This window comes from Streptomyces roseolilacinus (assembly GCF_014649335.1).
In the GTDB taxonomy this organism is placed as follows: domain Bacteria; phylum Actinomycetota; class Actinomycetes; order Streptomycetales; family Streptomycetaceae; genus Streptomyces; species Streptomyces roseolilacinus.
This window is the reverse complement of record NZ_BMSV01000011.1, coordinates 128,829-152,861: the sequence shown is the minus strand read 5'-3', so window position 1 is coordinate 152,861 and position 24,033 is coordinate 128,829. Positions and strand designations below refer to the sequence as shown.

Below are 24,033 nucleotides of genomic sequence, written 5' to 3'. Positions count from 1 at the left end.
GGTGTTTCATGTACGGTTTCTTTACGCGGAGGGGAGTACTCCCACACAGCGGCGTGCCCGTCAGTACGGACCGGTCGGACGGAGACCTGGTCCCGGGGCGCCGGCCCCCGCGCCGCCCGGGCCACGGGCGGTGCCCGGGTGGAAGAGACCTCCGGCAGCGACGACGCTGATCAGTAGCCGTACGAAGCCGGAGGCGCAGTGGACGTTTCGATGACTCTGTGGGTGGTGACCGTTCTCGGTCTCATCGCCCTGATCGCGGTCGATTTCCTCATCGGGCGCAAGCCCCATGACGTGTCGATCAAGGAAGCCGGTACCTGGACGGTCGTCTGGATCGTCCTCGCCGTCCTGTTCGGCCTGGGTCTGTTCTTCTTCGGCGACAGCAAGGCGTCCGGGGAGTTCTTCGCCGGCTTCATCACCGAGAAGTCGTTGAGCGTCGACAACCTCTTCGTCTTCGTCCTGATCATGGCGAAGTTCGCCGTGCCCTCCCACCTCCAGCAGCGGGTGCTGCTCGTCGGTGTGCTCATCGCGCTCGTCCTGCGGGCCATCTTCATCGCCGCGGGTGCCGCGATCATCGCCAGCTTCTCGTGGGTCTTCTACATCTTCGGCGCGTTCCTGATCTACACCGCCTGGAAGTTGATCAAGGAGGCCTCGTCCGACGAGCCCGACGAGGAGTACGAGGAGAACCGCCTCCTCAAGTCGATCGAGCAGCGCTTCGGCGTGGCCGACCGCTACCACGGCACGAAGCTGTTCCTCCAGGTCAACGGCAAGCGGGTGCTGACCCCGCTGATGGTGGTCATGCTCGCCATCGGCACCACGGACGTGCTGTTCGCGCTGGACTCGATCCCCGCGATCTTCGGTCTGACCCAGGACCCCTACATCGTCTTCACCGCGAACGCCTTCGCGCTGATGGGCCTGCGGCAGCTGTACTTCCTCATCGGCGGCCTGCTCAAGAAGCTGGTCCACCTCAGCTACGGCCTGTCCGTCATCCTCGGCTTCATCGGTGTGAAGCTGGTGCTGCACGCCCTGCACGAGTCGGGGGTGCACGTCCCCGAGATCTCCATCCCGTTCTCGCTGGCCGTCATCTGCGGCGTCCTGGTCATCACCACCGTCACCAGCCTCATCGCCTCCCGCCGGCAGTCCGCCGCCGGCGAGAAGGAGACCGAGTCCACGAAGGTCTGATGCCGCGGGGCACGAAGAGGGCTCCGGCCGGGTCGTTCGACGACCCGGCCGGTGCCGTGTCCCGGGCGGGGGAGCCGGACGGGGGAGCCGGCCCCGCCGATCACGCGGCCGCCGGCTCCCCCGCCCGGCCGCTCCGGGCCGGGACCGCCGCCGGCGCGGTCTCCGGGAGCAGCGCGAAGCAGCCCAGGCTCACGACCGCGATCCCCGCCAGATAGGCCGCCACGCCCCACGGCGGCCCGGAGCCGTCCGCGGCGGCCGTCGCCACCACCGGCGTCAGCGCCCCGCCGAGCACCCCCGCCAGGTTGTAGCCCACCGCCGCCCCCGTGCACCGCACCCGCGGCTCGTACAGCTCCGGCAGGTACGCGCCGACGACCGCGAACATCGTGACGAACGCCAGCAGCGCCACCAGGATCGCCAGGAACATCAGCATCGGTCGCCCCGTGTGCAGCAGCCCCACCATCGGGAACATCCACAGCGCGGACGCCGCGCACCCCGCCAGACACATCGGCCGCCGCCCGTACCGGTCGCCCAGCATCGCCGCGAACGGCGTCACCGCGCCCTTCACGGCCACCGCCGCCATCACGCACCCCAGCATGACCGTACGGCTCACGCCGAGCCGCTCCGTGCCGTACGCCAGGGCCCAGGTGGACACCGCGTAGAACACCGCGTACCCCACCGCCAGGGCCCCCGCCGTGAGCAGGAGCAGCCGCCAGTGCCCGCGCACCACCTCCACGAGCGGGGCGCCCGCCCGCCGCCCCGTCCGTGCCAGCTCCCGGAACTGGGGCGTCTCCGCCAGGGACGACCGCAGCAGCAGCCCGCCCAGCGCGAGCAGGCCCGCCGCCCAGAACGGCACCCGCCACCCCCACGCCCGGAACGCCGCGTCGCTCAGCCCCGCCGAGAGCGCCAGCATCACCCCGTTCGCCAGCAGGAACCCCACCGACGGGCCGACCTGCGGGAAACTCGCCCACAGCGCCCGCCGCCGCTTCGGGGCGTGCTCCCCGGCCAGCAGGACCGCCCCGCCCCACTCACCGCCCAGGCCCAGCCCCTGGAGGAACCGCAGCACCAGCAGCAGCACCGGGGCCGCCGGGCCGATCACCGCGTACGACGGGACGCAGCCCACCGCGACCGTCGCCGCGCCGGTCAGCGCCAGCGACGCGAAGAGCACCGGCCGCCGCCCGCGCCGGTCGCCGACGTGGCCGAAGAGCACCGCTCCCAGGGGGCGCGAGACGAAGCCCACGGCGAAGGTCCCGAAAGCGGCGAGCGTCCCCGCCAGCGGGGAGAACGTCGGGAAGAACAGGGGGCCCAGGACCAGCGCGGCGGCGGTCCCGTAGACGTAGAAGTCGTAGAACTCGACGGCCGTCCCGGCGAGGGAGGCCGCCGCCAGCCGCCGCATGGACGGCCCGCCCGGGGACCGCCCCGGGACCTGATCCGAGGGCCGGTCGGAAGGCCGGTCGGAGGACCGCTCCGGCGACTGCTCCGGTGGCCGCCGGGGCGGCTCCGCGGAGGGGGACGGGGGCGTGTGAGGGTGGCGCATGCCGCGCCAACCGTCCGGGGAGCGCCCCGGTCACGGGGCGCACGGACGCACGGGAGGCGTGGCCGGGGGCGTCACCAGCCCCGCGCGCGCCACTCCGGGATCTGCGGGCGCTCGTCGCCCAGCGTCGTGTCCCGGCCGTGGCCCGGGTAGACCCACGTCTCGTCCGGCAGGGCGTCGAACAGCTTGGTCTCCACGTCGTGGAGCAGGCGCGCGAACGCCTCCGGGTCCTTGTGGGTGTTCCCGACGCCGCCGGGGAACAGGCAGTCGCCGGTGAAGGCGTGCGGGTGGCCGTGCGGGTCGTCGTAGACCAGCGTGATCGAGCCGGGCGTGTGCCCGGTCATGTGGCGCGCCGTCAGCTCCACCCGGCCCACCCGGATCGTGTCGCCGTCCTCGACGAGGACGTCCGTCGGCACGTCGATGCCCTCGGCGTCGTACCGTCCCGCGTACGTGCGGGCCCCGGTGGCCGCCACCACCTCGCCCAGCGCGTACCAGTGGTCGTGGTGGCGGTGGGTGGTGACGACGGCCGTGATGCCGTCGTCACCGATCAGCCGGAGCAGGGTCCGCGGCTCGTTCGCCGCGTCGATCAGCAGCTGCTCGCCGGTGGTCCGGCAGCGCAGCAGGTACGCGTTGTTGTCCATCGGCCCGACGGCGACCTTCGAGATGATCAGGTCCGCCAGCTCGTGCACGTCCGCGGGTCCGCCGACCTTCACCGCTCCGCTGTACGTCATGGGGCCAGCCTATAGCGGGGGCAGCGCCGGGAGGGGGCCGTTCGAGACGTCCAGCGCGGAGCCGTCGCGGCGGCCCGCGAGCCAGCCGAGCAGGTCGGCCGCGGTGCCCCGGACGGCGACCGGGCCGCCGGCCGCGCCGCCGCCCGTCGTCCACGTCCGGCCGTCGTCGGCGACGACCGTGGTGGCGGGGACGTCCCTGTGGCCGGCGAACCGCTCCGTCAGGAAGTCGATCTCCCGCTGGGTGAACTCCTCCGGAAGGTCCTCCAGCTCGTAGCCGACGCCCAGGTCGACGTGGTGGAGCTCGACCTCGATGAGCCGGCGGAAGGGGACGCGGGCGGCCTGGTCGGTCACCCCGTTGCGGAGCTCCACGGTGCGGCTCCAGTCCGCCGGCGCGTCGCCCTCCGCCCGGAAGCGGTCGGCGCAGGCCCGCAGGTCGTCGAGGTGGGCGGCGAGCGGGCGCCGGGCGTCGCGCTCGATGTCGGCGTCGCGGTCCTCGGCGCTGGTGTACATGGGCCGACCGTGCAGGACGTTCACCAGGGCGTCCGCGTTGCGGGCGAGGTGGGCCAGGAGGTGGCCGCGGGTCCAGCCGGGGAGCCGGGACGGCTCGGCGACGGTGGTGTCGTCGAGCGCGGAGGCCGCGGAGAGCAGCCGTTCGGTCGCCTCGTGCACGGAGGCCAGGTCATGTGCGTGGTCGATCATGGTGCTGACAGTAGCGCCGCCACTCGTTCGGGTGAAGGCGGTGGAGCGTGGACCGAAATCGAATGCGCGTGCTATACGCTCGATGGAGGCATTCTTGGAAGTCAGGCAGTCATCCATCTGGTGGCCCCCTAGTGTGGGGCCGTCTGGGACGGGGGCTGTACCCCCCGCTTCTCTCAAGAAAGGTGCGGACCCGGCGTGGCCGACCGTCTCATCGTCCGTGGCGCGCGCGAGCACAATCTGAAGAACGTCTCGCTCGACCTGCCACGCGACTCGCTCATCGTCTTCACCGGGCTCTCGGGGTCGGGCAAGTCGTCCCTCGCGTTCGACACGATCTTCGCCGAGGGGCAGCGCCGCTACGTCGAGTCCCTCTCGTCGTACGCCCGGCAGTTCCTCGGCCAGATGGACAAGCCGGACGTCGACTTCATCGAGGGGCTCTCCCCGGCGGTCTCCATCGACCAGAAGTCCACCTCGCGCAACCCGCGCTCCACGGTCGGAACGATCACGGAGGTCTACGACTACCTCCGGCTCCTCTTCGCGCGCATCGGCAAGCCGCACTGCCCCGAGTGCCGCCGGCCGATCTCCCGCCAGTCGCCGCAGGCGATCGTCGACAAGGTGCTGGAGCTGCCCGAGGGCAGCCGCTTCCAGGTCCTGTCGCCGCTGGTGCGCGAGCGCAAGGGCGAGTTCGCCGACCTCTTCGCCGACCTCCAGACCAAGGGCTTCAGCCGCGCCCGGGTGGACGGGCAGACGGTCCCGCTGACCGACCCGCCGAAGCTGAAGAAGCAGGAGAAGCACACGATCGAGGTGGTCGTCGACCGCCTCACGGTCAAGGAGAGCGCCAAGCGGCGGCTCACCGACTCCGTGGAGACCGCGCTCGGCCTCTCCGGCGGCATGGTCGTGCTCGACTTCGTCGACCTCCCCGAGGACGACCCCGAGCGCGAGCGGATGTACTCCGAGCACCTGTACTGCCCGTACGACGACCTGTCCTTCGAGGAGCTGGAGCCCCGCTCCTTCTCCTTCAACTCGCCCTTCGGCGCCTGCCCCGACTGCACCGGCATCGGCACGCGCATGGAGGTCGACCCGGAGCTCGTCGTCCCCGACGAGGACCGCTCCCTCGACGAGGGGGCCATCCACCCCTGGTCGCACGGCCACACCAAGGAGTACTTCGGCCGCCTGATCGACGGGCTCGCCCAGGCGCTCGGCTTCCGCACCGACATCCCGTGGGCCGGGCTGCCCCTGCGCGCGAGGAAGGCCCTGCTGCACGGCCACAAGACCCAGGTCGAGGTGCGCTACCGCAACCGGTACGGCAGGGAGCGGGCCTACACCACCGCCTTCGAGGGCGTCCTCCCCTTCGTCAAGCGCCGCCACAGCGAGGCCGAGAGCGACTCCAGCCGCGAGCGCTTCGAGGGCTACATGCGCGAGGTGCCCTGCCCCACCTGCGAGGGCACGCGCCTGAAGCCGATCGTCCTCGCCGTGACGATCATGGAGAAGTCCATCGCGGACGTCTCCGCCATGTCCATCAGCGAGTGCGCTGACTTCCTCGGCCGGCTCACCCTCAGCGCCCGCGACAAGAAGATCGCCGAGCGGGTGCTGAAGGAGGTCAACGAGCGGCTGAGGTTCCTGGTCGACGTCGGCCTGGACTACCTCTCGCTCAACCGCGCGGCCGGCACGCTCTCCGGCGGCGAGGCCCAGCGCATCCGGCTCGCCACCCAGATCGGCTCCGGCCTGGTGGGCGTGCTGTACGTGCTCGACGAGCCGTCCATCGGCCTCCACCAGCGCGACAACCACCGCCTGATCGAGACCCTCGTCCGGCTCCGCGACATGGGCAACACCCTCATCGTCGTCGAGCACGACGAGGACACCATCAAGGTCGCCGACTGGATCGTCGACATCGGCCCCGGCGCCGGCGAGCACGGCGGGAAGGTCGTCCACTCCGGGCCGTTGAAGCAGCTGCTCGACAACGAGGAGTCGACGACCGGGCAGTACCTGTCCGGCAGGAAGTCCATCCCCGTCCCGGACGTCCGCCGCCCCGTCGACACCGCCCGGCAGCTGACCGTCCACGGCGCCCGCGAGAACAACCTCCGCGACATCGACGTGTCGTTCCCGCTCGGCGTGCTCACGGCCGTCACCGGGGTCTCCGGCTCCGGCAAGTCGACGCTGGTCAACGACATCCTGTACACCCACCTGGCGCGCGAGCTGAACGGCGCCAGGTCCGTGCCCGGGCGGCACACGCGGGTGGACGGCGACGACCTCGTCGACAAGGTCGTCCACGTCGACCAGTCGCCGATCGGCCGCACCCCGCGGTCCAACCCGGCCACGTACACCGGAGTCTTCGACCACGTCCGCAAGCTGTTCGCCGAGACGACGGAGGCCAAGGTCCGCGGCTACATGCCGGGCCGGTTCTCCTTCAACGTCAAGGGCGGCCGCTGCGAGAACTGCTCCGGCGACGGCACCATCAAGATCGAGATGAACTTCCTCCCCGACGTGTACGTGCCGTGCGAGGTCTGCCACGGCGCGCGCTACAACCGGGAGACCCTGGAGGTCCACTACAAGGGCAAGTCCATCGCCGAGGTGCTGGACATGCCCATCGAGGAGGCCCTGGACTTCTTCGAGGCCGTCCCCACGATCTCCCGCCACCTCAGGACCCTCAACGAGGTCGGTCTGGGGTACGTGCGGCTCGGCCAGTCCGCGCCGACCCTGTCGGGCGGCGAGGCGCAGCGCGTCAAGCTCGCCAGCGAGCTCCAGAAGCGCTCCACGGGCCGTACGGTCTACGTCCTCGACGAGCCGACGACCGGTCTGCACTTCGAGGACATCGCCAAGCTGATCAAGGTGCTGTCGGACCTGGTCGACAAGGGCAACACGGTGATCGTCATCGAGCACAACCTCGACGTGATCAAGACGGCGGACTGGCTGGTCGACATGGGCCCCGAGGGCGGCAGCGGCGGCGGCCTGGTCGTCGCCGAGGGCACGCCGGAGGCGGTCGCGGGCGTGACCACGAGCCACACCGGCAAGTTCCTCCGCGACATCCTGGACCCGAGCCGGATCAGCGACGCCACACCGGTGAAGGCGAAGACCAAGCGCCCCGCGCGCCGGGCCGCCTCGTCCACCCGCTGAGCGCACCCCGGCCCCGCCACCCACCGGGGCCGGACCCCGGACACCCCACGACCGGGCCCGCCGCCTCCGAGCGGCGGGCCCGGTCGCGAGGGCGCCCGTGCGCCCCGGCCCCGGTCCGTCCGCCCTGGTCCGGCCCCTGGTCCGCCCGCCCCCGGGCACGGGGCGGGACCCGGGCCCGGGGGCGGTGGTCTGCGTCGGTATCGTCGGGTCCGTACCCGTCGCGCCGACGCACCCCTCACCCCCGCACGCCCTGGAGCGCCCCATGCCCGGCCAGCCCGCCACCCGCCGCACCGTGCTGAAAGGCGCCGCCCTCGCCGGCACCGCCGGGCTCGGCGCCGCCGCCTGCTCCACCGAATCCAAGCTGGGCCACGCCCGGACGCCCACCCCCACCGCACCCGTCGACCTCGGCGCGGCCACCGAGGTGCCCGTCGGCGGCGCCCGGCTCTACCGCGAGCAGCGCCTGCTCGTGCACCGCCCCGCCCCGGGCGAGTACAAGGCGTTCAGCGCCCAGTGCACCCACGCGGGCTGCGTCCTCGACCGGATCGAGGAGAACGAGGGCAACTGCCCCTGCCACCGCAGCCGCTTCGACGTCACCACCGGCAGGGTCCTCAAGGGCCCCGCGACCGTCCCGCTGCCCGAGGTGCCCGTCGTCGTCAGGGACGGCAGGCTCATCGCGGGCCCCCAGTCCTGACCGTCCCGCCGGGCTCCTGGGGAGTGTCTTCGAAGGGGCGTCGTTCGCCCGCAGGGCGGGCCGGGCGGCGTCTGGTGCGTGCGATCGCAAGGCGGAGGAGGGAGCCACTGCGGAGCATCGGCGACCGACGACGACGCGGCTGGGGGTCCCCCCTGCTCGAGCGCAGCCGAGAGCTCGGGGGAGGGCGTGCCAGGCGTCGGCAGGCAGACGGAACTTCGAAGACACGACCTAGTCCCAGTCCCAGTCGATCCCCAGGAGCCCCGGGCGCACCCCCTGCTCCACGAAGTGCACCGTGCGGTGCCGGCCGCTCAGCGTCAGGTCGCCCCGCGTTCCGCGCGGGGCCCCCGCCGACGCCTGCGCGAACCGCCGGCACCGCACCGGCAGCGCCTCCTCGTGGAATCCCACCTGGAGCACGTACTGCCCGCCCGCGAAGCTGAACCCGCGCACGTACTCGGCGCTCTGCCCGCCCGTACCGTCCTCGAAGCCGTACCCGAACACGTACGTGTCGCCCGCCCGCAGCCGCGCGTCGAACAGCAGCTCCGCGACCACCACCCCGGTCTCCCGGTGCCACCGGACCCGCCCCGTGCGGCAGTTGTCACCCGCCCGCACCACCACCCGGTCCGGCGCGCACCCCGGATCCCCGTGGTGGATCGCCACGTAGCGGTCGACGCCGTCGCGGTGCGCCCGCACCACGTGCAGCGAGTCCCGCGCCACCAGCTGCCGCCCCGAGCCGATCCGCACCCGCTCGTGGTGCCCCACCGTGTGGAGCCCGCCGTCCGCCGGCAGCCCCAGGTCCGCGATCAGCCGCTCCACGACCCCCGACGTCTCCACCAGCGACCGGTACGCACGGGCCGCCGGCCGTGCCGCCTCGCCCCGCTCACCGGCCCCGCCCGTGTCCGCCGCGCCGTCGAGCAGCCGGATCAGCGACCCCCGGGGCAGCTCCAGCAGCTCCTCCAGCGCCCGCACCGCCTTCAGCGACTCGGGCCGCTGGGGCCGCCGGGCCCCCTGCTGCCAGTAGCACAGGCTCGTCACCCCGACCCTGATCCCGCGGTGCGCCAGGTGGTGCTGGACCCGCTGCAACGGCAGCCCCCGCGCGGTGAGCGCCGCGCGGAGCGCCAGATGGAACGGACCGGCGCGCAGGAGCTGCGCCAGGTCGGCCGCCGCCTCGGTGTGTTCCACGAGGTCTCCTCAGTGAACGTTCACATACGGGGTGGTACGACATCGCTCCGGCGCGGACGGGGCGGCAGGTCGGGCGGGCAGGGCCGTTCACACCCCGACGGCCTCCGCTCACACCGCGATGTCATCCCGCATTGAAGCGCGTTGACCTGCTCGCGACAACGATTGATGCTTCGGGGCAAGCGTCCGGACGCGTTCCTCCCTCCCCACATCCCCCTCGGAGGACCGCGATGCGCCACCCCAGCAAGCCACGGAACAGGCACCGCCTCGGCCTCGCCGCGGCCGTCTGCGCCACACTCCTCACGGTGCCGACCGCCACGGCCACCGCCGTACCGCAGGACGACCCGAACGCGTCGGCCGCCCGCCGCCTCGACATCACCATGCAGGCCCAGCAGAAGACCAACTGGTGCTGGGCCGCCGCCGGCAACACCATCGCCACCTGGTACGGCCGCGGCCACACGCAGAACCAGTTCTGCAACGCCGCCTTCGGCCGGCAGCAGGGCTACGACTGCCCCAACTGGCAGGCCACCCTCGGCAACGTCCAGACCGGGCTGCGCTGGGCCGGCATCAGCCCCGGCTCGTACGTCGACGGCTGGCTCCGCTACTCCACCGTCCAGACCGAGATCAACGCGAACCGGCCCGTCGAGACCCGCATCCAGTGGTCCTCGGGCGGCGGCCACATGCACGTCGTCCACGGCTACGACGACTCCGGGAGCTGGGTCTACTGGGGCGACCCGTGGCCCTCCAGCGACCGCTACAACTGGGCCTCGCACGCCTGGTACGTCGACAACGGCTCCTTCTCCTGGACCCACTCGCTCTACCGGATCGGGGCGTGACCCGGATGACCCACCCGTACGCACGGCGGCACACCGCCGCCGGCGGCGCGCTCGCCGCGGCGGCCCTCCTGGCCCTCCTCGCGCCCACCGCCGAGGCCGCCGACCCCCTGCCCGCCGCGGCCACCCCGCGGGACGCGGCCGCCGCACCCGCCACGCTCGACACCCTGGCCCGGTTCTTCGCGAGCCCCGGAGCCGCCCCGGCCGCCCCGGCCGCCGCGACGGCCGCCGCCCGGCCCCGCGTCGAGGGCCCGGCCGTCCCCGTCCGCGTCCTGTCGCCCGACTTCGTGGCGGGCCGGCCGGGCGCCGCCGTCGCCCGCGTCGAGTTCCACGCCGCCCGGGCCGTCGCGGGCGACGGGCGCACGGCGTCGGTGTGGACCGCCCGGCGGGGCGGCGGCTGGCGGGTGGTGAACATCGCCACCGGCGACGACGAGGTCCGGTACGCCGAACAGGGCGCCCGCCGGCTGCCCGGCGGTACGGTCTTCCGCGAACCGCAGATCGACGCCTGGTACGTCGTCCGGGGCCGCACGGTGCTGCCCCTCGACGAGGACGCGGTCCGGGCGGTCGGCGCGGACGGCACGACGCTCGCCGCGTACCGCGACCGGGTGAAGGCCGCCTACGGCGACAAGCTGCCCGGTTCCGCCTACGCGCGCGGGGGCCGGGCGGGCGGCTACGGGCCCGGCCCCGCCCCGGCGGCGCAGGCGGCGCCCGCCGGCACCGCGGATGCCGCCAGCCTCACCGACGCCACCGGCCCCGGCGGCGCCACCGCCACCACCGCCGCCGGGGCCGTGGCCGGTACGGCCCTGCTGGCCACCGCCCTGACCGCGCTCCGCGCACGGAGCCGCCGAAGGGCCCCCGGCGCCGCCTGACCGCCCGACCGGGACCACCCCGCCCCCCACCCCCCCCACCAGCCGCCGGGCCGGCCGCACCGGCCCGGCGGCCCGCCCCGGCCCCGGCCGGCCGGGCCGGTCCGTCGGTGCGCGCCAGTAGGGTGTGGGGTATGGCAGACCCCTCCAGCTACCGCCCCAAGCCGGGACAGATCCCCGACTCGCCGGGGGTCTACAAGTTCCGTGACGAGCACGGCCGCGTGATCTACGTCGGCAAGGCCAAGTCCCTGCGCCAGCGCCTCGCCAGCTACTTCCAGGACCTGGCGGGCCTGCACCCGCGCACGCGGACCATGGTCACCACGGCCGCGTCCGTGGAGTGGACGGTGGTCTCCACCGAGGTGGAGGCGCTCCAGCTGGAGTACTCCTGGATCAAGGAGTTCGACCCCCGCTTCAACGTCAAGTACCGCGACGACAAGAGCTACCCCTACCTCGCCGTCACCCTCGGCGAGGAGTTCCCCCGCGTCCAGGTCATGCGCGGCCACAAGCAGAAGGGCGTGCGCTACTTCGGGCCGTACGCACACGCGTGGGCCATCCGGGAGACCGTCGACCTGCTCCTGCGGGTCTTCCCCGTCCGCACGTGCACCTCCGGGGTGTTCCGGAACGCGAACCGCACGGGACGCCCCTGCCTCCTCGGCTACATCGGCAAGTGCTCGGCGCCCTGCGTCGGCCGGGTCGACCCCGAGGAGCACCGCGAACTGGCCGAGGCCTTCTGCGACTTCATGGCCGGCCGGACCGGCACGTACATCCGCCGCCTGGAGAAGGAGATGGCGGCGGCCGCCGACGACATGGAGTACGAGCGGGCCGCCCGCCTCCGGGACGACGTGGAGGCCCTGCGCCGGGCCATGGAGAAGAACGCCGTCGTCCTCGCCGACGCCACCGACGCCGACCTGATCGCCGTCGCGGAGGACGAGCTGGAGGCCGCCGTCCAGATCTTCCACGTCCGCGGCGGCCGGGTCCGCGGCCAGCGCGGCTGGGTCACCGACAAGGTCGAGGCCGTCGACACGGCCGGCCTCGTGGAGCACGCCCTCCAGCAGCTGTACGGCGAGGAGAGCGGCGACGCCGTACCGAAGGAGGTCCTGGTCCCCGCCCTGCCCGAGGACCTCGACGCGGTCACGCAGTGGCTGGGCGACCGCCGCGGCTCCCAGGTGTCCCTGCGCATCCCGCAGCGCGGCGACAAGAAGGACCTGATGGCGACCGTCGCGCGCAACGCCCAGCAGGCCCTCGTCCTCCACAAGACCAAGCGCGCCGGCGACCTCACCACCCGCTCCCGCGCCCTGGAGGAGATCGCCGACGCCCTCGGCCTGGACGCGGCCCCGCTGCGCATCGAGTGCTTCGACGTCTCCCACCTCCAGGGCGAGGACGTCGTCGCCTCCATGGTCGTCTTCGAGGACGGGCTGCCCCGCAAGAGCGAGTACCGCCGCTTCCAGATCAAGGGCCGCGTCGGGGACACACAGGTCTGGCACGGCCAGGGGCAGGACGACGTCCGCTCCATGCACGAGGTGATCAGCCGCCGCTTCCGGCGCTACCTCGCGGAGAAGGAACGCACGGGGGAGTGGCTCGCCGAGGACGGCGAGGTGCCCGCCGGCGCCGGGGGCCCCGTCCCCGCCGAGGAGAACGGCCGGCCGGCGAAGTTCGCCTACCCTCCCCAGCTCGTCGTCGTCGACGGCGGGAAGCCGCAGGTCGCCGCCGCCCGCCGGGCCCTCGACGAGCTGGGCATCGACGACGTCGCCGTGTGCGGGCTGGCCAAGCGGCTGGAGGAGGTCTGGCTGCCCGACGAGGACGACCCGGTCGTCCTGCCCCGCACCAGCGAGGGCCTGTACCTCCTCCAGCGGGTCCGTGACACGGCTCACGACTTCGCCATCCGCTACCAGCGCGCCAAACGGGGCAAGCGGCTGACGACCAGTCCCCTGGACGACGTGCCGGGCCTCGGAGAGGCGCGCAAACGGGCGCTGATCAAGCATTTCGGTTCGGTGAAACGGCTCCGGCAGGCGACAATCGAGCAGATCTGCGAGGTCCCGGGCTTCGGCCGCAAGACCGCCGAGGCCGTCGCCGTCGCGCTCGCCCAGGCGGCCCCGGCCGCTCCCGCCGTGAACACCGCGACAGGGGAGATCATGGAAGACGACGACGGGGGAACCACGCATGGGACGGGCATCCGGACATGAATGACCACACCGCGCACGACGACCGAGAAGACGGAGCAGCAGACGTGAGTACGGGCACGACGATCGAGGCCGGCGAGGCCGCCGAGGCGGCCATCCCCGAGCTGGTGATCATCTCCGGCATGTCCGGCGCCGGGCGCAGCACCGCCGCGAAGTGCCTGGAGGACCTCGGCTGGTTCGTCGTGGACAACCTGCCACCCGCCCTGATCCCCACCATGGTCGAGCTCGGCGCCCGCTCGCAGGGCAACGTCGCCCGGATCGCCGTCGTCGTCGACGTCCGCGGGCGGCAGTTCTTCGACAACCTCCGCGAGTCCCTCGCCGACCTCGACGCCAAGCAGGTCGCGCGCCGCATCGTCTTCCTGGAGTCGTCCGACGAGGCGCTCGTGCGCCGCTTCGAGTCCGTGCGCCGCCCCCACCCGCTCCAGGGCGACGGCCGCATCGTCGACGGCATCGCCGCCGAGCGCGACCTGCTGCGCGAGCTGCGCGGCGACGCCGACCTGGTGATCGACACCTCCAGCCTCAACGTCCACGAGCTGCGCGCCAAGATGGACGCCCGGTTCGCCGGCGACGAGGAGCCCGAGCTGCGGGCCACGGTCATGTCCTTCGGCTACAAGTACGGCCTGCCCGTCGACGCCGACCTCGTCGTCGACTGCCGCTTCCTGCCCAACCCGCACTGGGTGCCCGAGCTGCGCCCCTTCACCGGGCTCAACGAGGAGGTGTCCGGCTACGTCTTCAACCAGCCCGGCGCCAAGGAGTTCCTCGACCGGTACGCCGAGCTGCTCCAGCTGATCGCCGCCGGCTACCGCCGCGAGGGCAAGCGCTACGCCACCATCGCCGTCGGCTGCACGGGCGGCAAGCACCGCTCCGTCGCCATGACCGAGAAGCTCGCCGCCCGGCTCGCCTCGGAAGGGGTCGAGACCGTCGTCGTGCACCGGGACATGGGGCGCGAATGAGGCGCCCGTACCGGCGGCGCGTGAGCACCCTGCCCGTGCGCACGCTGCGCAGGCGCGGCGCGCAGCCGAAGGTCGTCGCGCTCGGCGGGGGCATGGGCCTGTCCGCGTCCCTCGCCGCCCTGCGCCGGATCACCGGCGACCTGACCGCGGTGGTCACCGTCGCCGACGACGGCGGGTCCAGCGGCCGGCTCCGCGAGGAGCTGGGCGTCCTGCCCCCCGGGGACCTGCGCAAGGCCCTCGCCGCCCTGTGCGGCGACGACGACTGGGGCCAGACCTGGGCGCGGGTCATCCAGCACCGCTTCCAGTCCAGGGGCGACCTGCACGAGCACGCCGTCGGCAACCTGCTGATCGTCGCCCTGTGGGAGCAGCTCGGCGACCACGTGCAGGCGCTGGACCTGGTCGGCAGGCTGCTCGGCGCGCAGGGCAGGGTGCTGCCCATGTCCGCCGTGCCGCTGGAGCTCCAAGCCCTCGTCAGGGGCCACGACCCGGCCCGGCCGGACGACGTGGACACCGTGCGCGGCCAGGCGACCGTGGCGCTCACCCCCGGCGAGGTCCAGTCGGTGCACCTGGTGCCGAACGACCCGCCGGCCGTCCCGGAGGCCGTCGCCGCGGTCCTGGACGCCGACTGGGTGGTCCTCGGTCCGGGCTCGTGGTTCTCCTCGGTGATCCCGCACCTCCTGGTGCCGGAGTTGCTGGACGCGCTCGTCGAGACGAAGGCCCGCAGGGTCCTCTCGCTGAACCTCGCGCCGCAGCCCGGCGAAACCGCCGGGTTCTCCCCGCAGCGTCATTTGGAGGTTTTGGCCCGACACGCCCCTAAACTCGCCCTGGACGTGGTGCTGGCCGACGAGGCCGCCGTACCCGACCGTGAGTCGCTGGCGGACGCCGCGAAGCGGCTCGGCGCAGCGGTCGAGCTGGCCCCGGTGGCCAGGAAGGACGGCCTGCCCAAGCACGACCCGGAGCTGCTGGCCGCCGCGTACGACCGTATTTTTCGGATGCATGGAAGGATCGGCCCATGGCGATGACGGCAGCGGTGAAGGACGAGATCTCCCGGCTCCCCGTCACCCGCACCTGCTGCAGAAAAGCCGAGGTCTCGTCGATCCTGCGGTTCGCCGGCGGCCTGCACCTGGTGAGCGGCCGGATCGTGATCGAGGCGGAGCTGGACACGGCGATGGCGGCACGCCGCCTGAAACGGGACATCGCGGAGATCTTCGGGCACGGCTCGGAGCTGATCGTCATGGCCCCGGGCGGGCTGCGGCGCGGTTCCCGCTTCGTGGTGCGCGTGGTGGCGGGCGGCGACCAGCTGGCCCGGCAGACCGGCCTCGTCGACGGCCGCGGCCGGCCGATCCGGGGCCTGCCCCCACAGGTCGTCTCCGGTGCCACCTGTGACGCCGAGGCCGCCTGGCGCGGCGCCTTCCTCGCGCACGGCTCGCTCACCGAGCCCGGACGGTCCTCCTCCCTGGAGGTCACCTGCCCCGGCCCGGAGGCGGCGCTCGCCCTGGTCGGCGCCGCCCGCCGGCTCTCCATCGCCGCCAAGGCCCGCGAGGTGCGGGGCGTGGACCGGGTCGTCGTCCGCGACGGCGACGCGATCGGCGCCCTGCTGACCCGGCTCGGCGCCCACGAGTCCGTACTGGCGTGGGAGGAGCGGCGGATGCGCCGCGAGGTCCGCGCCACGGCCAACCGGCTCGCCAACTTCGACGACGCCAACCTGCGCCGCTCGGCCCGGGCCGCCGTCGCCGCCGGCGCCCGCGTGCAGCGCGCCCTGGAGATCCTCGGCGAGGAGGTGCCGGAGCACCTGGCGGCGGCCGGGCGGCTGCGCATGGAGCACAAGCAGGCGTCACTGGAGGAACTGGGTGCTCTCGCGGATCCGCCGCTCACCAAGGACGCCGTCGCGGGCCGTATCCGCCGCCTTCTCGCAATGGCCGACAAGCGCGCCCAGGACCTGGGTATTCCGGGCACCGAATCGAATCTGACGGAGGAGATGGCCGACGGTCTCGTCGGCTGATTTCCACCGCCTCGCCACCGCCCCGGGCGCGACCCCGCCGAGCCGCTGTTTTCGCAGGCCCGGCGGGGTTTGTCATCTGCACATATGGGCCGGTGGACCGACAAATGATTTACCCGAGGGTAGATTTTCCGGCCCTTGTCCCCACGGTGCGCTGGATGTCACTCCGAGGGCCGGGTAGAGGTAGGGTCGGAGGCGGTCGGGGACATCCCAAACAAAGCTCGCCGGGCGTCGAACCCCGGCGTACCTAACGAGGAGATCGGTTCGTGACGATCCGCGTAGGCATCAACGGCTTCGGCCGCATCGGTCGTAACTACTTCCGCGCGCTGCTGGAGCAGGGTGCAGACATCGAGATCGTGGCTGTCAACGACCTGGGTGACACCGCGACCACCGCTCACCTGCTGAAGTACGACACCATCCTGGGTCGCCTCAAGGCCGAGGTCACCCACACCGCCGACACCATCACCGTCGACGGCCACACCATCAAGGTGCTCTCCGAGCGCGACCCGGCCGACATCCCCTGGGGCGAGCTGGGCGTCGACGTCGTCATCGAGTCGACCGGCATCTTCACCAAGAAGGCCGACGCCGAGAAGCACATCGCCGGTGGCGCGAAGAAGGTCCTCATCTCGGCTCCGGCCAAGGACGAGGACATCACCATCGTCATGGGCGTCAACCAGGACAAGTACGACGCGGCCAACCACCACGTCATCTCCAACGCCTCCTGCACCACCAACTGCGTGGCGCCGATGGCCAAGGTCCTCGACGAGAACTTCGGCATCGTCAAGGGCATGATGACCACCGTCCACGCGTACACCAACGACCAGCGCATCCTGGACTTCCCGCACAAGGACCTGCGCCGCGCCCGTGCCGCCGCGGAGAACATCATCCCGACGTCCACCGGTGCCGCCAAGGCCACCGCGCTCGTCCTCCCGCAGCTCAAGGGCAAGCTGGACGGCATCGCCATGCGCGTCCCGGTCCCGACCGGCTCGGTCACCGACCTCGTCCTGGAGCTCGACCGCGAGGTCACCAGGGACGAGATCAACACCGCCTTCCAGAAGGCCGCCGAGGGCCAGCTGAAGGGCATCCTCGAATACACCGAGGACCCGATCGTCTCCTCCGACATCGTCAACTGGCCGGCCTCCTGCACCTTCGACTCGTCGCTGACGATGGTGCAGGGCAAGCAGGTCAAGGTCGTCGGCTGGTACGACAACGAGTGGGGTTACTCGAACCGTCTCGTCGACCTGACCGTCTTCGTCGGCGGCCGGCTCTGATAAACAGCAGGGCGGGCACCTCGATGTGAGCACGGGGCCCGGGCAGCGCAACGCCGCGCTGTACGGGCCCCGTGGCTTGCCCCGGTCACGAGTTCTCCAAGGAGCACCAACCGATGAAGACGATCGACACACTTCTCGAGCAGGGGGTCGACGGCAAGCGGGTCTTCGTCCGCGCCGACCTCAACGTGCCGCTCGACGGCACCGCCATCACCGACGACGGCCGCATCCGCGCGGTCCTCCCCACGATCGAGGCCCTCGCCCGGGCCGGCGCCAAGGTCGTCGTGGCCTCCCACCTCGGCCGCCCCAAGGGCGCCCCGGACCCGGCCTTCTCGCTCCGCCCCGCCGCCGCCCGCCTCGCCGAGCTGCTCGGCGCGCCCGTCGCGTTCGCCGGCGACACCATCGGCAGCGAGGCCCACGACGTGGTGGGCGGCCTCCGGGCCGGCCAGGTCGCCGTCCTGGAGAACCTCCGCTTCAACGCGGGCGAGACCTCCAAGGACGACGCCGAGCGCGCCGAGTTCGCCTCCCGCCTCGCCGCCCTCGCCGACGTGTACGTGGGGGACGGCTTCGGCGCCGTGCACCGCCGGCACGCCTCCGTGTTCGACCTGCCGAAGCTGCTGCCCGCCTACGCCGGCCACCTCATCGCGACCGAGGTCGGCGTCCTGCGGAAGCTCACCGACGACGTCGCGCGGCCGTACGTGGTCGTCCTCGGCGGCGCGAAGGTCTCCGACAAGCTGGGCGTCATCGACCACCTGCTGGAGAAGGCCGACCGCATCCTGGTCGGCGGCGGCATGGCGTACACCTTCCTCAAGGCCAAGGGCCACGAGGTCGGCGTCTCGCTGCTCCAGGAGGACCAGATCCCGGCCGTCCTGGACTACCTGGACCGCGCCGAGAAGCGGGGCGTGGAGTTCGTCCTGCCCGTCGACGTCCTGGTCTCCACGGAGTTCCCGGACCTGAAGACGAAGGCCCCGGCCGACCCCGCCACGGTCGCCGCGGACGCCATCCCCGCCGACCAGGAGGGCCTCGACATCGGCCCGAGGACCCGCGAACTGTACGCCTCGAAGCTCGCCGACGCCGCCACCGTCTTCTGGAACGGCCCGATGGGCGTCTTCGAGCACCCCGACTACGCCCAGGGCACCAAGGCCGTCGCCCAGGCGCTCGTCGACTCCCCGGCGTTCACCGTCGTCGGCGGCGGGGACTCCGCCGCCGCCGTCCGGATCCTGGGCTTCGACGAGAACGCATTCGGCCACATCTCGACCGGCGGCGGCGCCAGCCTCGAATACCTCGAGGGCAAGACGCTTCCCGGCCTCGCCGCACTGGAGGACTGAACACCGTGACCACCCGCACCCCGCTGATGGCGGGCAACTGGAAGATGAACCTCAACCACCTCGAGGCCATCGCCCACGTCCAGAAGCTCGCCTTCGCCCTCACCGACAAGGACCACGACGCCGTCGAGGTCGCCGTCCTGCCGCCCTTCACCGACCTGCGCTCCGTGCAGACCCTGGTCGACGGCGACAAGCTGAAGATCAAGTACGGCGCCCAGGACCTGTCGGCGCACGACTCCGGGGCGTACACCGGTGAGATCTCCGGCGCCATGCTCGCCAAGCTGAAGTGCTCCTACGTCACCGTGGGCCACTCCGAGCGCCGGCAGTACCACGGCGAGACCGACACCGTCTGCAACGAGAAGGTGAAGGCCGCGTTCCGGCACGGCGTGACCCCGATCCTCTGCGTCGGCGAGGGCCTCGACGTCCGCAAGGCCGGCGACCAGGTCGCCCACACCCTCGCCCAGCTCGACGGCGGCCTCAAGGACATCCCCGCCGAGCAGGCCGAGACGATCGTCATCGCCTACGAGCCGGTGTGGGCCATCGGCACCGGCGAGGTCGCCACCCCCGAGGACGCGCAGGAGGTGTGCGGCGCCGTCCGCGGCCGCCTCGCCGAGCTGTACGGGCAGGACGTGGCCGGCAAGGTCCGCATCCAGTACGGCGGCTCCGTGAAGGCCGGCAACATCGCCGCGATCATGGCGCAGCCCGACGTCGACGGCGCGCTGGTCGGCGGCGCCTCGCTGGACCCCGAGGAGTTCGTCAAGATCGTGCGCTTCCGCGACCAGTGAGTATGCGGTAGGGCCGAATCGTCGTACCCTTGCGGGGGCCCGGGGCTTTCGATGAGCCTGGGCCCCCGTCGTCCATCCAGTCCGAGAGAATTGCCAGGAAGTAGGGTCCAGCCGTGATTATGGGGTTCTCGATCGCCCTGATCGTGTTCAGCCTGCTGCTGATGCTGCTGGTGCTGATGCACAAGGGGAAGGGCGGCGGTCTCTCCGACATGTTCGGTGGCGGCATGCAGTCCTCCGTCGGCGGTTCCTCGGTCGCCGAGCGCAACCTCGACCGCATCACCGTCGTCGTCGGCCTGCTCTGGGTCGCCTGCATCGTCGTCGTGGGTCTGCTCATCAAGCTGGAGGGCTGACCGAGCCGTTCCCGTCCGGGCCCCGCGTCCCGGGGACGGGGTAACTCCCGTCACTGGACGCGCGTTGGGCCTTACGTAGACTGGGGCATCCTCGAGCACCATCACGCAGGGAGTGACGACCGTGGCAAGTGGCAACGCGATCCGGGGAAGCCGGGTCGGGGCGGGGCCGATGGGGGAGGCCGAGCGCGGTGAATCCGCACCCCGGCTCCGCATTTCCTTCTGGTGCTCCAACGGGCACGAGACACAGCCGAGCTTCGCCAGCGACGCACAGGTCCCGGACACCTGGGACTGCCCCCGGTGCGGCTTCCCGGCCGGCCAGGACCGGGACAACCCGCCGGACCCGCCGCGCACCGAGCCCTACAAGACGCACCTGGCGTACGTCAGGGAGCGGCGCAGCGACGCGGACGGCGAGGCGATCCTGGCCGAGGCGCTGGCCAAACTGCGCGGCGAGATCTGAGTCCTGGCACCCGCAGCACGGGCCCTGCCCGCGGAACCCCACCGGTTCCCGCGAGCAGGGCCCTTTTCGCGCCCGCGGGCAACTCCGACCTGTGGACAAGTCGGTGGGCGGGGGTCAGATCAATTAGGTTGGAGAGGCAGCGGGGCAAGCAGGCAGGTACGAGAAGAAGTGGGCTGATGTCCAACATGAACGCAGAAAGCAGCCGCCCGAGGCTGACCCGGATGCCGGAGTGGGCCGCCCTGGCGGAGCACCGCGAGCGGTTCGGTACGACACGTCTGCGCGAGCTGTTCGCCGCCGACCCGGCACGCGGCACCGGCTACACCCTGCGGGTCGGCGACCTGTATCTGGACTACTCCAAGCAGCTCGTCACGGACGAGACCCTGACGCTGCTGCGCCGGCTGGCCGAGGCCACCGGGGTCGCGGAGCTCAGGGACGCCATGTTCCGCGGCGAGAAGATCAACACCACGGAGCGCCGCGCCGTCCTCCACACCGCGCTGCGCGCCCCGCGCGACGCCGTCGTCGAGGTCGACGGGGAGAACGTCGTGCCGGGCGTGCACGCCGTCCTGGACCGGATGGCCGCCTTCTCCGAGCGCGTCCGCTCCGGCGCGTGGACGGGCCACACCGGAAAGCCCATCAGGAACGTCGTCAACATCGGCATCGGCGGCTCCGACCTGGGCCCGGCCATGGCCTACGAGGCGCTGCGCTCCTACACGCGCCGCGACCTGGTGTTCCGCTTCGTCTCGAACGTCGACGGCGCCGACCTGCACGAGGCGGTCCGCGACCTGGACGCGGAGGAGACCCTCTTCGTCATCGCGTCCAAGACGTTCACCACCATCGAGACCATCACCAACGCGACCTCCGCCCGCGCGTGGCTGCTCGACGAGCTGAAGGCCGGCCAGGAGGCCGTCGCCCGGCACTTCGTGGCCCTGTCGACCAACGCCGAGAAGGTCCAGGACTTCGGCATCGACACGGCGAACATGTTCGAGTTCTGGGACTGGGTGGGCGGCCGCTACTCGTACGACTCCGCCATCGGCCTCTCCCTGATGATCGCCATCGGCCCGGACCGGTTCCGCGAGATGCTCGACGGCTTCCGGCTGATGGACGAGCACTTCCGCACGGCCCCCCCGGAGGAGAACGCCCCGCTGCTGCTGGGCCTCCTCGGCGTCTGGTACGGCGCGTTCTTCGACGCCCAGTCGCACGCGGTGCTGCCGTACTCGCACTACCTGTCCAAGTTCACGGCGTACCTCCAGCAGCTCGACATGGAGTCGAACGGCAAGTCCGTGGACCGCGACGGCCGGGAGGTCGACTGGCAGACCGGCCCGGTCGTCTGGGGCACGCCCGGCACCAACGGCCAGCACGCCTACTTCCAGCTGATCCACCAGGGCACGAAGACGATCCCGGCCGACTTCATCGGCTTCGCCGAGCCCGTCGGCGACCTGCCGCCCCACCTCGCCGCCCAGCACGACCTGCTGATGGCCAACTTCTTCGCCCAGACGCAGGCCCTGGCCTTCGGCAAGACCGCCGACGAGGTGCGGGCGGAGGGCGTCCCCGAGGAGCTCGTGCCGCACAAGACGTTCCGCGGCAACCACCCGACGACCACGATCCTCGCCCGCGAGCTGACCCCGTCCGTCCTGGGCCAGCTGGTCGCCCTGTACGAGCACAAGGTCTTCGTCCAGGGCGCCGTCTGGAACGTCGACTCCTTCGACCAGTGGGGCGTCGAGCTGGGCAAGGTCCTCGCCAAGCGGATCGAGCCCGTGCTGACCCAGGGCGTCGGCGGCGAGGGCCTCGACAGCTCCACGGCGGCCCTGGCCGCCACCTACCGGGTGCTGCGGGCGGGGTGACGCGGTGCGGGGGGAGAGCGCGGTGCGGCTGAGGCCGCCGCGCAACACGCCGGACGAGCGGGCGGTCGCCTGGTGGCGCACGCAGTGGCTGCTGGTGACGGCCGTTCCGGTGGTCGTCCTGGCCGTACTGGGCGGGCTCCTGGAGCCCGCCCGGACCTGGCTGCTCGCCGGCGCGGGGGCGCTGGCGGCGGTCGGGCTCGGGTGCGCCGCGTTCTTCCCCCGCTGGTGGTTCCGGGTCCACCGGTGGGAGGTGACGGACGAGGCGGTCTACGTCCGCACCGGCTTCTTCCGGCAGGAGTGGCGGATCGCCCCGATGTCCCGCATCCAGACCGTGGACACCGTCCGCGGGCCCCTGGAGCAGGCGTTCCGGCTCGCCACGGTCACGGTCACCACGGCGTCCGCCAAGGGCGCGGTCACCCTCACGGGACTCGACCACCGGCTGGCCGCCGACCTCGCCGAGCGGCTGACGCTGATCACCCGGGACACGCCGGGGGACGCGACGTGACCGGGGGCCCCGACGGCGGTGCGGACTGGCGGCGCCTCGAACCGCGCACGGCCCTCGTCACCGGCGCCGCCGGGGCGGGCGTCGCGGCCGGCGGCGCCGTACCGGCCTTCCTCGGCCTGACCGGCCCGATGGGCGCGGGGGGCGCGCTGCTCCTGGTCGCCGCCGGTTTCCTGCTGCTCGCGGTCGGCGGCGCGGCGATCGAGTCGGTCCGGTGCCATCGGACCCGCTACCGCGTCGGGGACGAGCGGGTCGAGCTGCACGCGCGGCTGTTCGTCCTCGAACGGCGCCGCTCCCTGCCCCGCGACCGCATCCGCAGCGTCGACCTGACCGCCCATCTGCTGCTGCGCCTCCTCGGCCTGGTGAAGGTGCGGATAGGGACGGGGGAGAGCACCGGCGGCGCCGAGTCCACGCTGGAACTGCACGCCGTGAGCCGCGCCGAGGGCGAGCGGCTGCGGCGGGAGCTGCTGAACCGCGCCCTCGGACCGGACGCGACGGCCCGTCACGACGGCGAGCTGGCCGTCCTGGACCCGTCCTGGATCCGGTACGCGCCGGTCTCCTTCATCGCGCCGCTCCTCGGCGGGGCGGCGATCGGCGGTGTGATGCAGGTCAGCGAGTGGTTCGGGGTGCAGGGCGAGGTCATCGACCGCGCGGGCGACCTCTTCCGGACGACGCCGGTCGTGTGGATCGTCCTCACGCTCACCGCGGCCGCGCTGCTCGCCGGAGTCGTCGGCGCGCTCGCCCTGTGGGTCGAGATGTGGTGGAACTTCCGGCTGGAGCGCGAACCCGGCGGCACGCTGCGGGTGAGGCGCGGTCTGCTCACCGCCCGCTCCCTGTCCGTCGAGGAGCGGCGGCTGCGCGGCGTCGAGCTGGTCGAGCCGCTCGGCGTCCGGCTGTTCGGGGCCGCGCGGATGGACGCCGTCGCCACGGGCCTCGCGCAGGGCGCCGACGACCGGCACGGCACCCACCGGTCGCTGCTGCCCGCCGTGCCCCGCGCCGTCGCCGACGGGGTCGCCGCCCGCGTCCTGCGCGAGCCCGTCTCACCCACGGGCGCACCGCTCACCCCGCACCCCCGGGCGGCCCGCGCGCGGCGGCTGCGCTGGGCGGTGGGCGCCGCGCTGCTGCCCGTCGTGCCGCTCGCCGTGCTCGGCGCCGCCCTGGACGTCCGGGCCCTGCTGTACGCCGCCGGGGCGACCGCCCTGGTGCTGGTGCCGTCCGCCGTGGCCCTCGCCCTCGACGCGTACCGCGGCCTCGGGCACGGCCTGGCCGGGGGCTACCTGGTGGCGCGCTCCGGCACGGTGCGCCGGTCGACCGTCGCCCTCCAGCGCGGCGGCGTCATCGGGTGGACGCTCAGGCAGTCGTACGTCCAGCGGCGCGCCGGGCTCCTCACGCTCACCGCCACCACGGCGGCCGGCGCCGGCGCCTACGACGTGCACGACGCCGACGAGAGCGAGGGCCTGCGCTTCGCGGCCGCCGCCGTCCCCGGCCTCCTGGAGCCGTTCCTCGAACCGGCGGAGTGACGCACGGCCCGGAGACGGACTGGTCGCCTCCGGGCG

General features: G+C 72.7%; 21 protein-coding genes. 17 read left to right on the top strand and 4 right to left on the bottom strand.

Features of this window, described 5'->3' with window-relative positions; translation table 11 throughout:
* Positions 1-198 precede the first annotated feature (198 nt).
* Positions 199-1,179, top strand: coding sequence for a TerC family protein (locus IE106_RS24675; RefSeq protein WP_189537393.1), 981 nt, complete (start codon positions 199-201; stop codon positions 1,177-1,179).
* A 100-nt stretch (positions 1,180-1,279) separates the two neighbouring features.
* On the opposite strand, the gene IE106_RS24670 is transcribed toward IE106_RS24675, so the two are convergent.
* The 3 genes from IE106_RS24670 to IE106_RS24660 form a co-directional block, all read right to left on the bottom strand.
* On the bottom strand, positions 1,280-2,572 hold the full coding sequence (locus IE106_RS24670; protein WP_189537392.1) for an MFS transporter: 1,293 nt from the start codon (positions 2,570-2,572) through the stop codon (positions 1,280-1,282).
* Positions 2,573-2,784: 212 nt separating this feature from the next.
* Positions 2,785-3,441 (bottom strand): MBL fold metallo-hydrolase, encoded by a 657-nt coding sequence (locus IE106_RS24665; protein ID WP_189537391.1) that lies wholly within the window; start codon positions 3,439-3,441, stop codon positions 2,785-2,787.
* Positions 3,442-3,450: 9 nt separating this feature from the next.
* Entirely contained in the window at positions 3,451-4,140 is a 690-nt protein-coding gene (locus IE106_RS24660; protein ID WP_189537390.1) for a maleylpyruvate isomerase family mycothiol-dependent enzyme, read from the bottom strand.
* A 195-nt stretch (positions 4,141-4,335) separates the two neighbouring features.
* On the opposite strand from IE106_RS24660, the gene uvrA reads away from it, so the two are divergent.
* Positions 4,336-7,251: an excinuclease ABC subunit UvrA gene (uvrA, locus tag IE106_RS24655; RefSeq protein ID WP_189537389.1), complete on the top strand. Its 2,916-nt coding sequence runs from the start codon at positions 4,336-4,338 to the stop codon at positions 7,249-7,251.
* Between the two features lie 262 nt (positions 7,252-7,513).
* Positions 7,514-7,942, top strand: a complete 429-nt coding sequence (locus IE106_RS24650) for a Rieske (2Fe-2S) protein (RefSeq protein ID WP_189537388.1) — start codon at positions 7,514-7,516, stop codon at positions 7,940-7,942.
* 228 nt (positions 7,943-8,170) lie between these two features.
* Here IE106_RS24650 and IE106_RS24645 read toward each other — a convergent pair whose 3' ends face one another.
* Positions 8,171-9,121 carry a hypothetical protein gene (locus IE106_RS24645; RefSeq protein WP_189537387.1) on the bottom strand — a complete coding sequence of 317 codons (951 nt, stop codon included), beginning with the start codon at positions 9,119-9,121 and terminating at the stop codon, positions 8,171-8,173.
* Positions 9,122-9,348: 227 nt separating this feature from the next.
* On the opposite strand from IE106_RS24645, the gene IE106_RS24640 reads away from it, so the two are divergent.
* The 14 genes from IE106_RS24640 to IE106_RS24575 all read left to right on the top strand — a co-directional run bounded on the left by IE106_RS24640 (position 9,349) and on the right by IE106_RS24575 (position 23,997).
* Positions 9,349-9,954 (top strand): papain-like cysteine protease family protein, encoded by a 606-nt coding sequence (locus IE106_RS24640; RefSeq protein WP_189537386.1) that lies wholly within the window; start codon positions 9,349-9,351, stop codon positions 9,952-9,954.
* A gap of 5 nt (positions 9,955-9,959) precedes the next feature.
* Positions 9,960-10,820 carry a hypothetical protein gene (locus IE106_RS24635; RefSeq protein ID WP_189537489.1) on the top strand — a complete coding sequence of 287 codons (861 nt, stop codon included), beginning with the start codon at positions 9,960-9,962 and terminating at the stop codon, positions 10,818-10,820.
* 131 nt (positions 10,821-10,951) lie between these two features.
* On the top strand, positions 10,952-13,000 hold the full coding sequence (uvrC, locus tag IE106_RS24630; RefSeq protein ID WP_189537385.1) for an excinuclease ABC subunit UvrC: 2,049 nt from the start codon (positions 10,952-10,954) through the stop codon (positions 12,998-13,000).
* Positions 12,997-13,950, top strand: a complete 954-nt coding sequence (rapZ, locus tag IE106_RS24625; RefSeq protein WP_189537384.1) for an RNase adapter RapZ — start codon at positions 12,997-12,999, stop codon at positions 13,948-13,950. The genes uvrC and rapZ overlap by 4 nt, the downstream gene beginning before the upstream one ends.
* Positions 13,947-14,972 carry a gluconeogenesis factor YvcK family protein gene (locus IE106_RS24620; RefSeq protein WP_189537383.1) on the top strand — a complete coding sequence of 342 codons (1,026 nt, stop codon included), beginning with the start codon at positions 13,947-13,949 and terminating at the stop codon, positions 14,970-14,972. Before rapZ ends, IE106_RS24620 begins: the two co-directional genes overlap by 4 nt.
* A complete protein-coding gene (whiA, locus tag IE106_RS24615) occupies positions 14,963-15,952 on the top strand; it encodes a DNA-binding protein WhiA (RefSeq protein WP_064073084.1) in 990 nt (329 codons plus the stop codon). The genes IE106_RS24620 and whiA overlap by 10 nt, the downstream gene beginning before the upstream one ends.
* Before the next feature lie 263 nt (positions 15,953-16,215).
* Complete coding sequence (gene gap / locus IE106_RS24610; protein WP_189537382.1) at positions 16,216-17,220, top strand: type I glyceraldehyde-3-phosphate dehydrogenase; 1,005 nt, start codon at positions 16,216-16,218, stop codon at positions 17,218-17,220.
* Positions 17,221-17,333: 113 nt separating this feature from the next.
* Positions 17,334-18,545: a phosphoglycerate kinase gene (locus IE106_RS24605; protein ID WP_189537381.1), complete on the top strand. Its 1,212-nt coding sequence runs from the start codon at positions 17,334-17,336 to the stop codon at positions 18,543-18,545.
* A 5-nt stretch (positions 18,546-18,550) separates the two neighbouring features.
* The gene (tpiA, locus tag IE106_RS24600) at positions 18,551-19,327 is read left to right on the top strand and encodes a triose-phosphate isomerase (RefSeq protein WP_189537380.1); all 777 of its coding nucleotides are present in this window, start codon (positions 18,551-18,553) and stop codon (positions 19,325-19,327) included.
* Between the two features lie 119 nt (positions 19,328-19,446).
* Positions 19,447-19,677 carry a preprotein translocase subunit SecG gene (secG, locus tag IE106_RS24595; protein ID WP_189537488.1) on the top strand — a complete coding sequence of 77 codons (231 nt, stop codon included), beginning with the start codon at positions 19,447-19,449 and terminating at the stop codon, positions 19,675-19,677.
* 121 nt (positions 19,678-19,798) lie between these two features.
* A complete protein-coding gene (locus IE106_RS24590) occupies positions 19,799-20,134 on the top strand; it encodes an RNA polymerase-binding protein RbpA (RefSeq protein WP_003957010.1) in 336 nt (111 codons plus the stop codon).
* Positions 20,135-20,319: 185 nt separating this feature from the next.
* Positions 20,320-21,975: a glucose-6-phosphate isomerase gene (gene pgi, locus IE106_RS24585; protein ID WP_189537487.1), complete on the top strand. Its 1,656-nt coding sequence runs from the start codon at positions 20,320-20,322 to the stop codon at positions 21,973-21,975.
* A 22-nt stretch (positions 21,976-21,997) separates the two neighbouring features.
* Positions 21,998-22,480, top strand: a complete 483-nt coding sequence (locus tag IE106_RS24580) for a PH domain-containing protein (RefSeq protein ID WP_229840739.1) — start codon at positions 21,998-22,000, stop codon at positions 22,478-22,480.
* Positions 22,477-23,997, top strand: coding sequence for a PH domain-containing protein (locus tag IE106_RS24575; protein ID WP_189537378.1), 1,521 nt, complete (start codon positions 22,477-22,479; stop codon positions 23,995-23,997). Before IE106_RS24580 ends, IE106_RS24575 begins: the two co-directional genes overlap by 4 nt.
* The last annotated feature ends 36 nt before the right edge of the window (positions 23,998-24,033 follow it).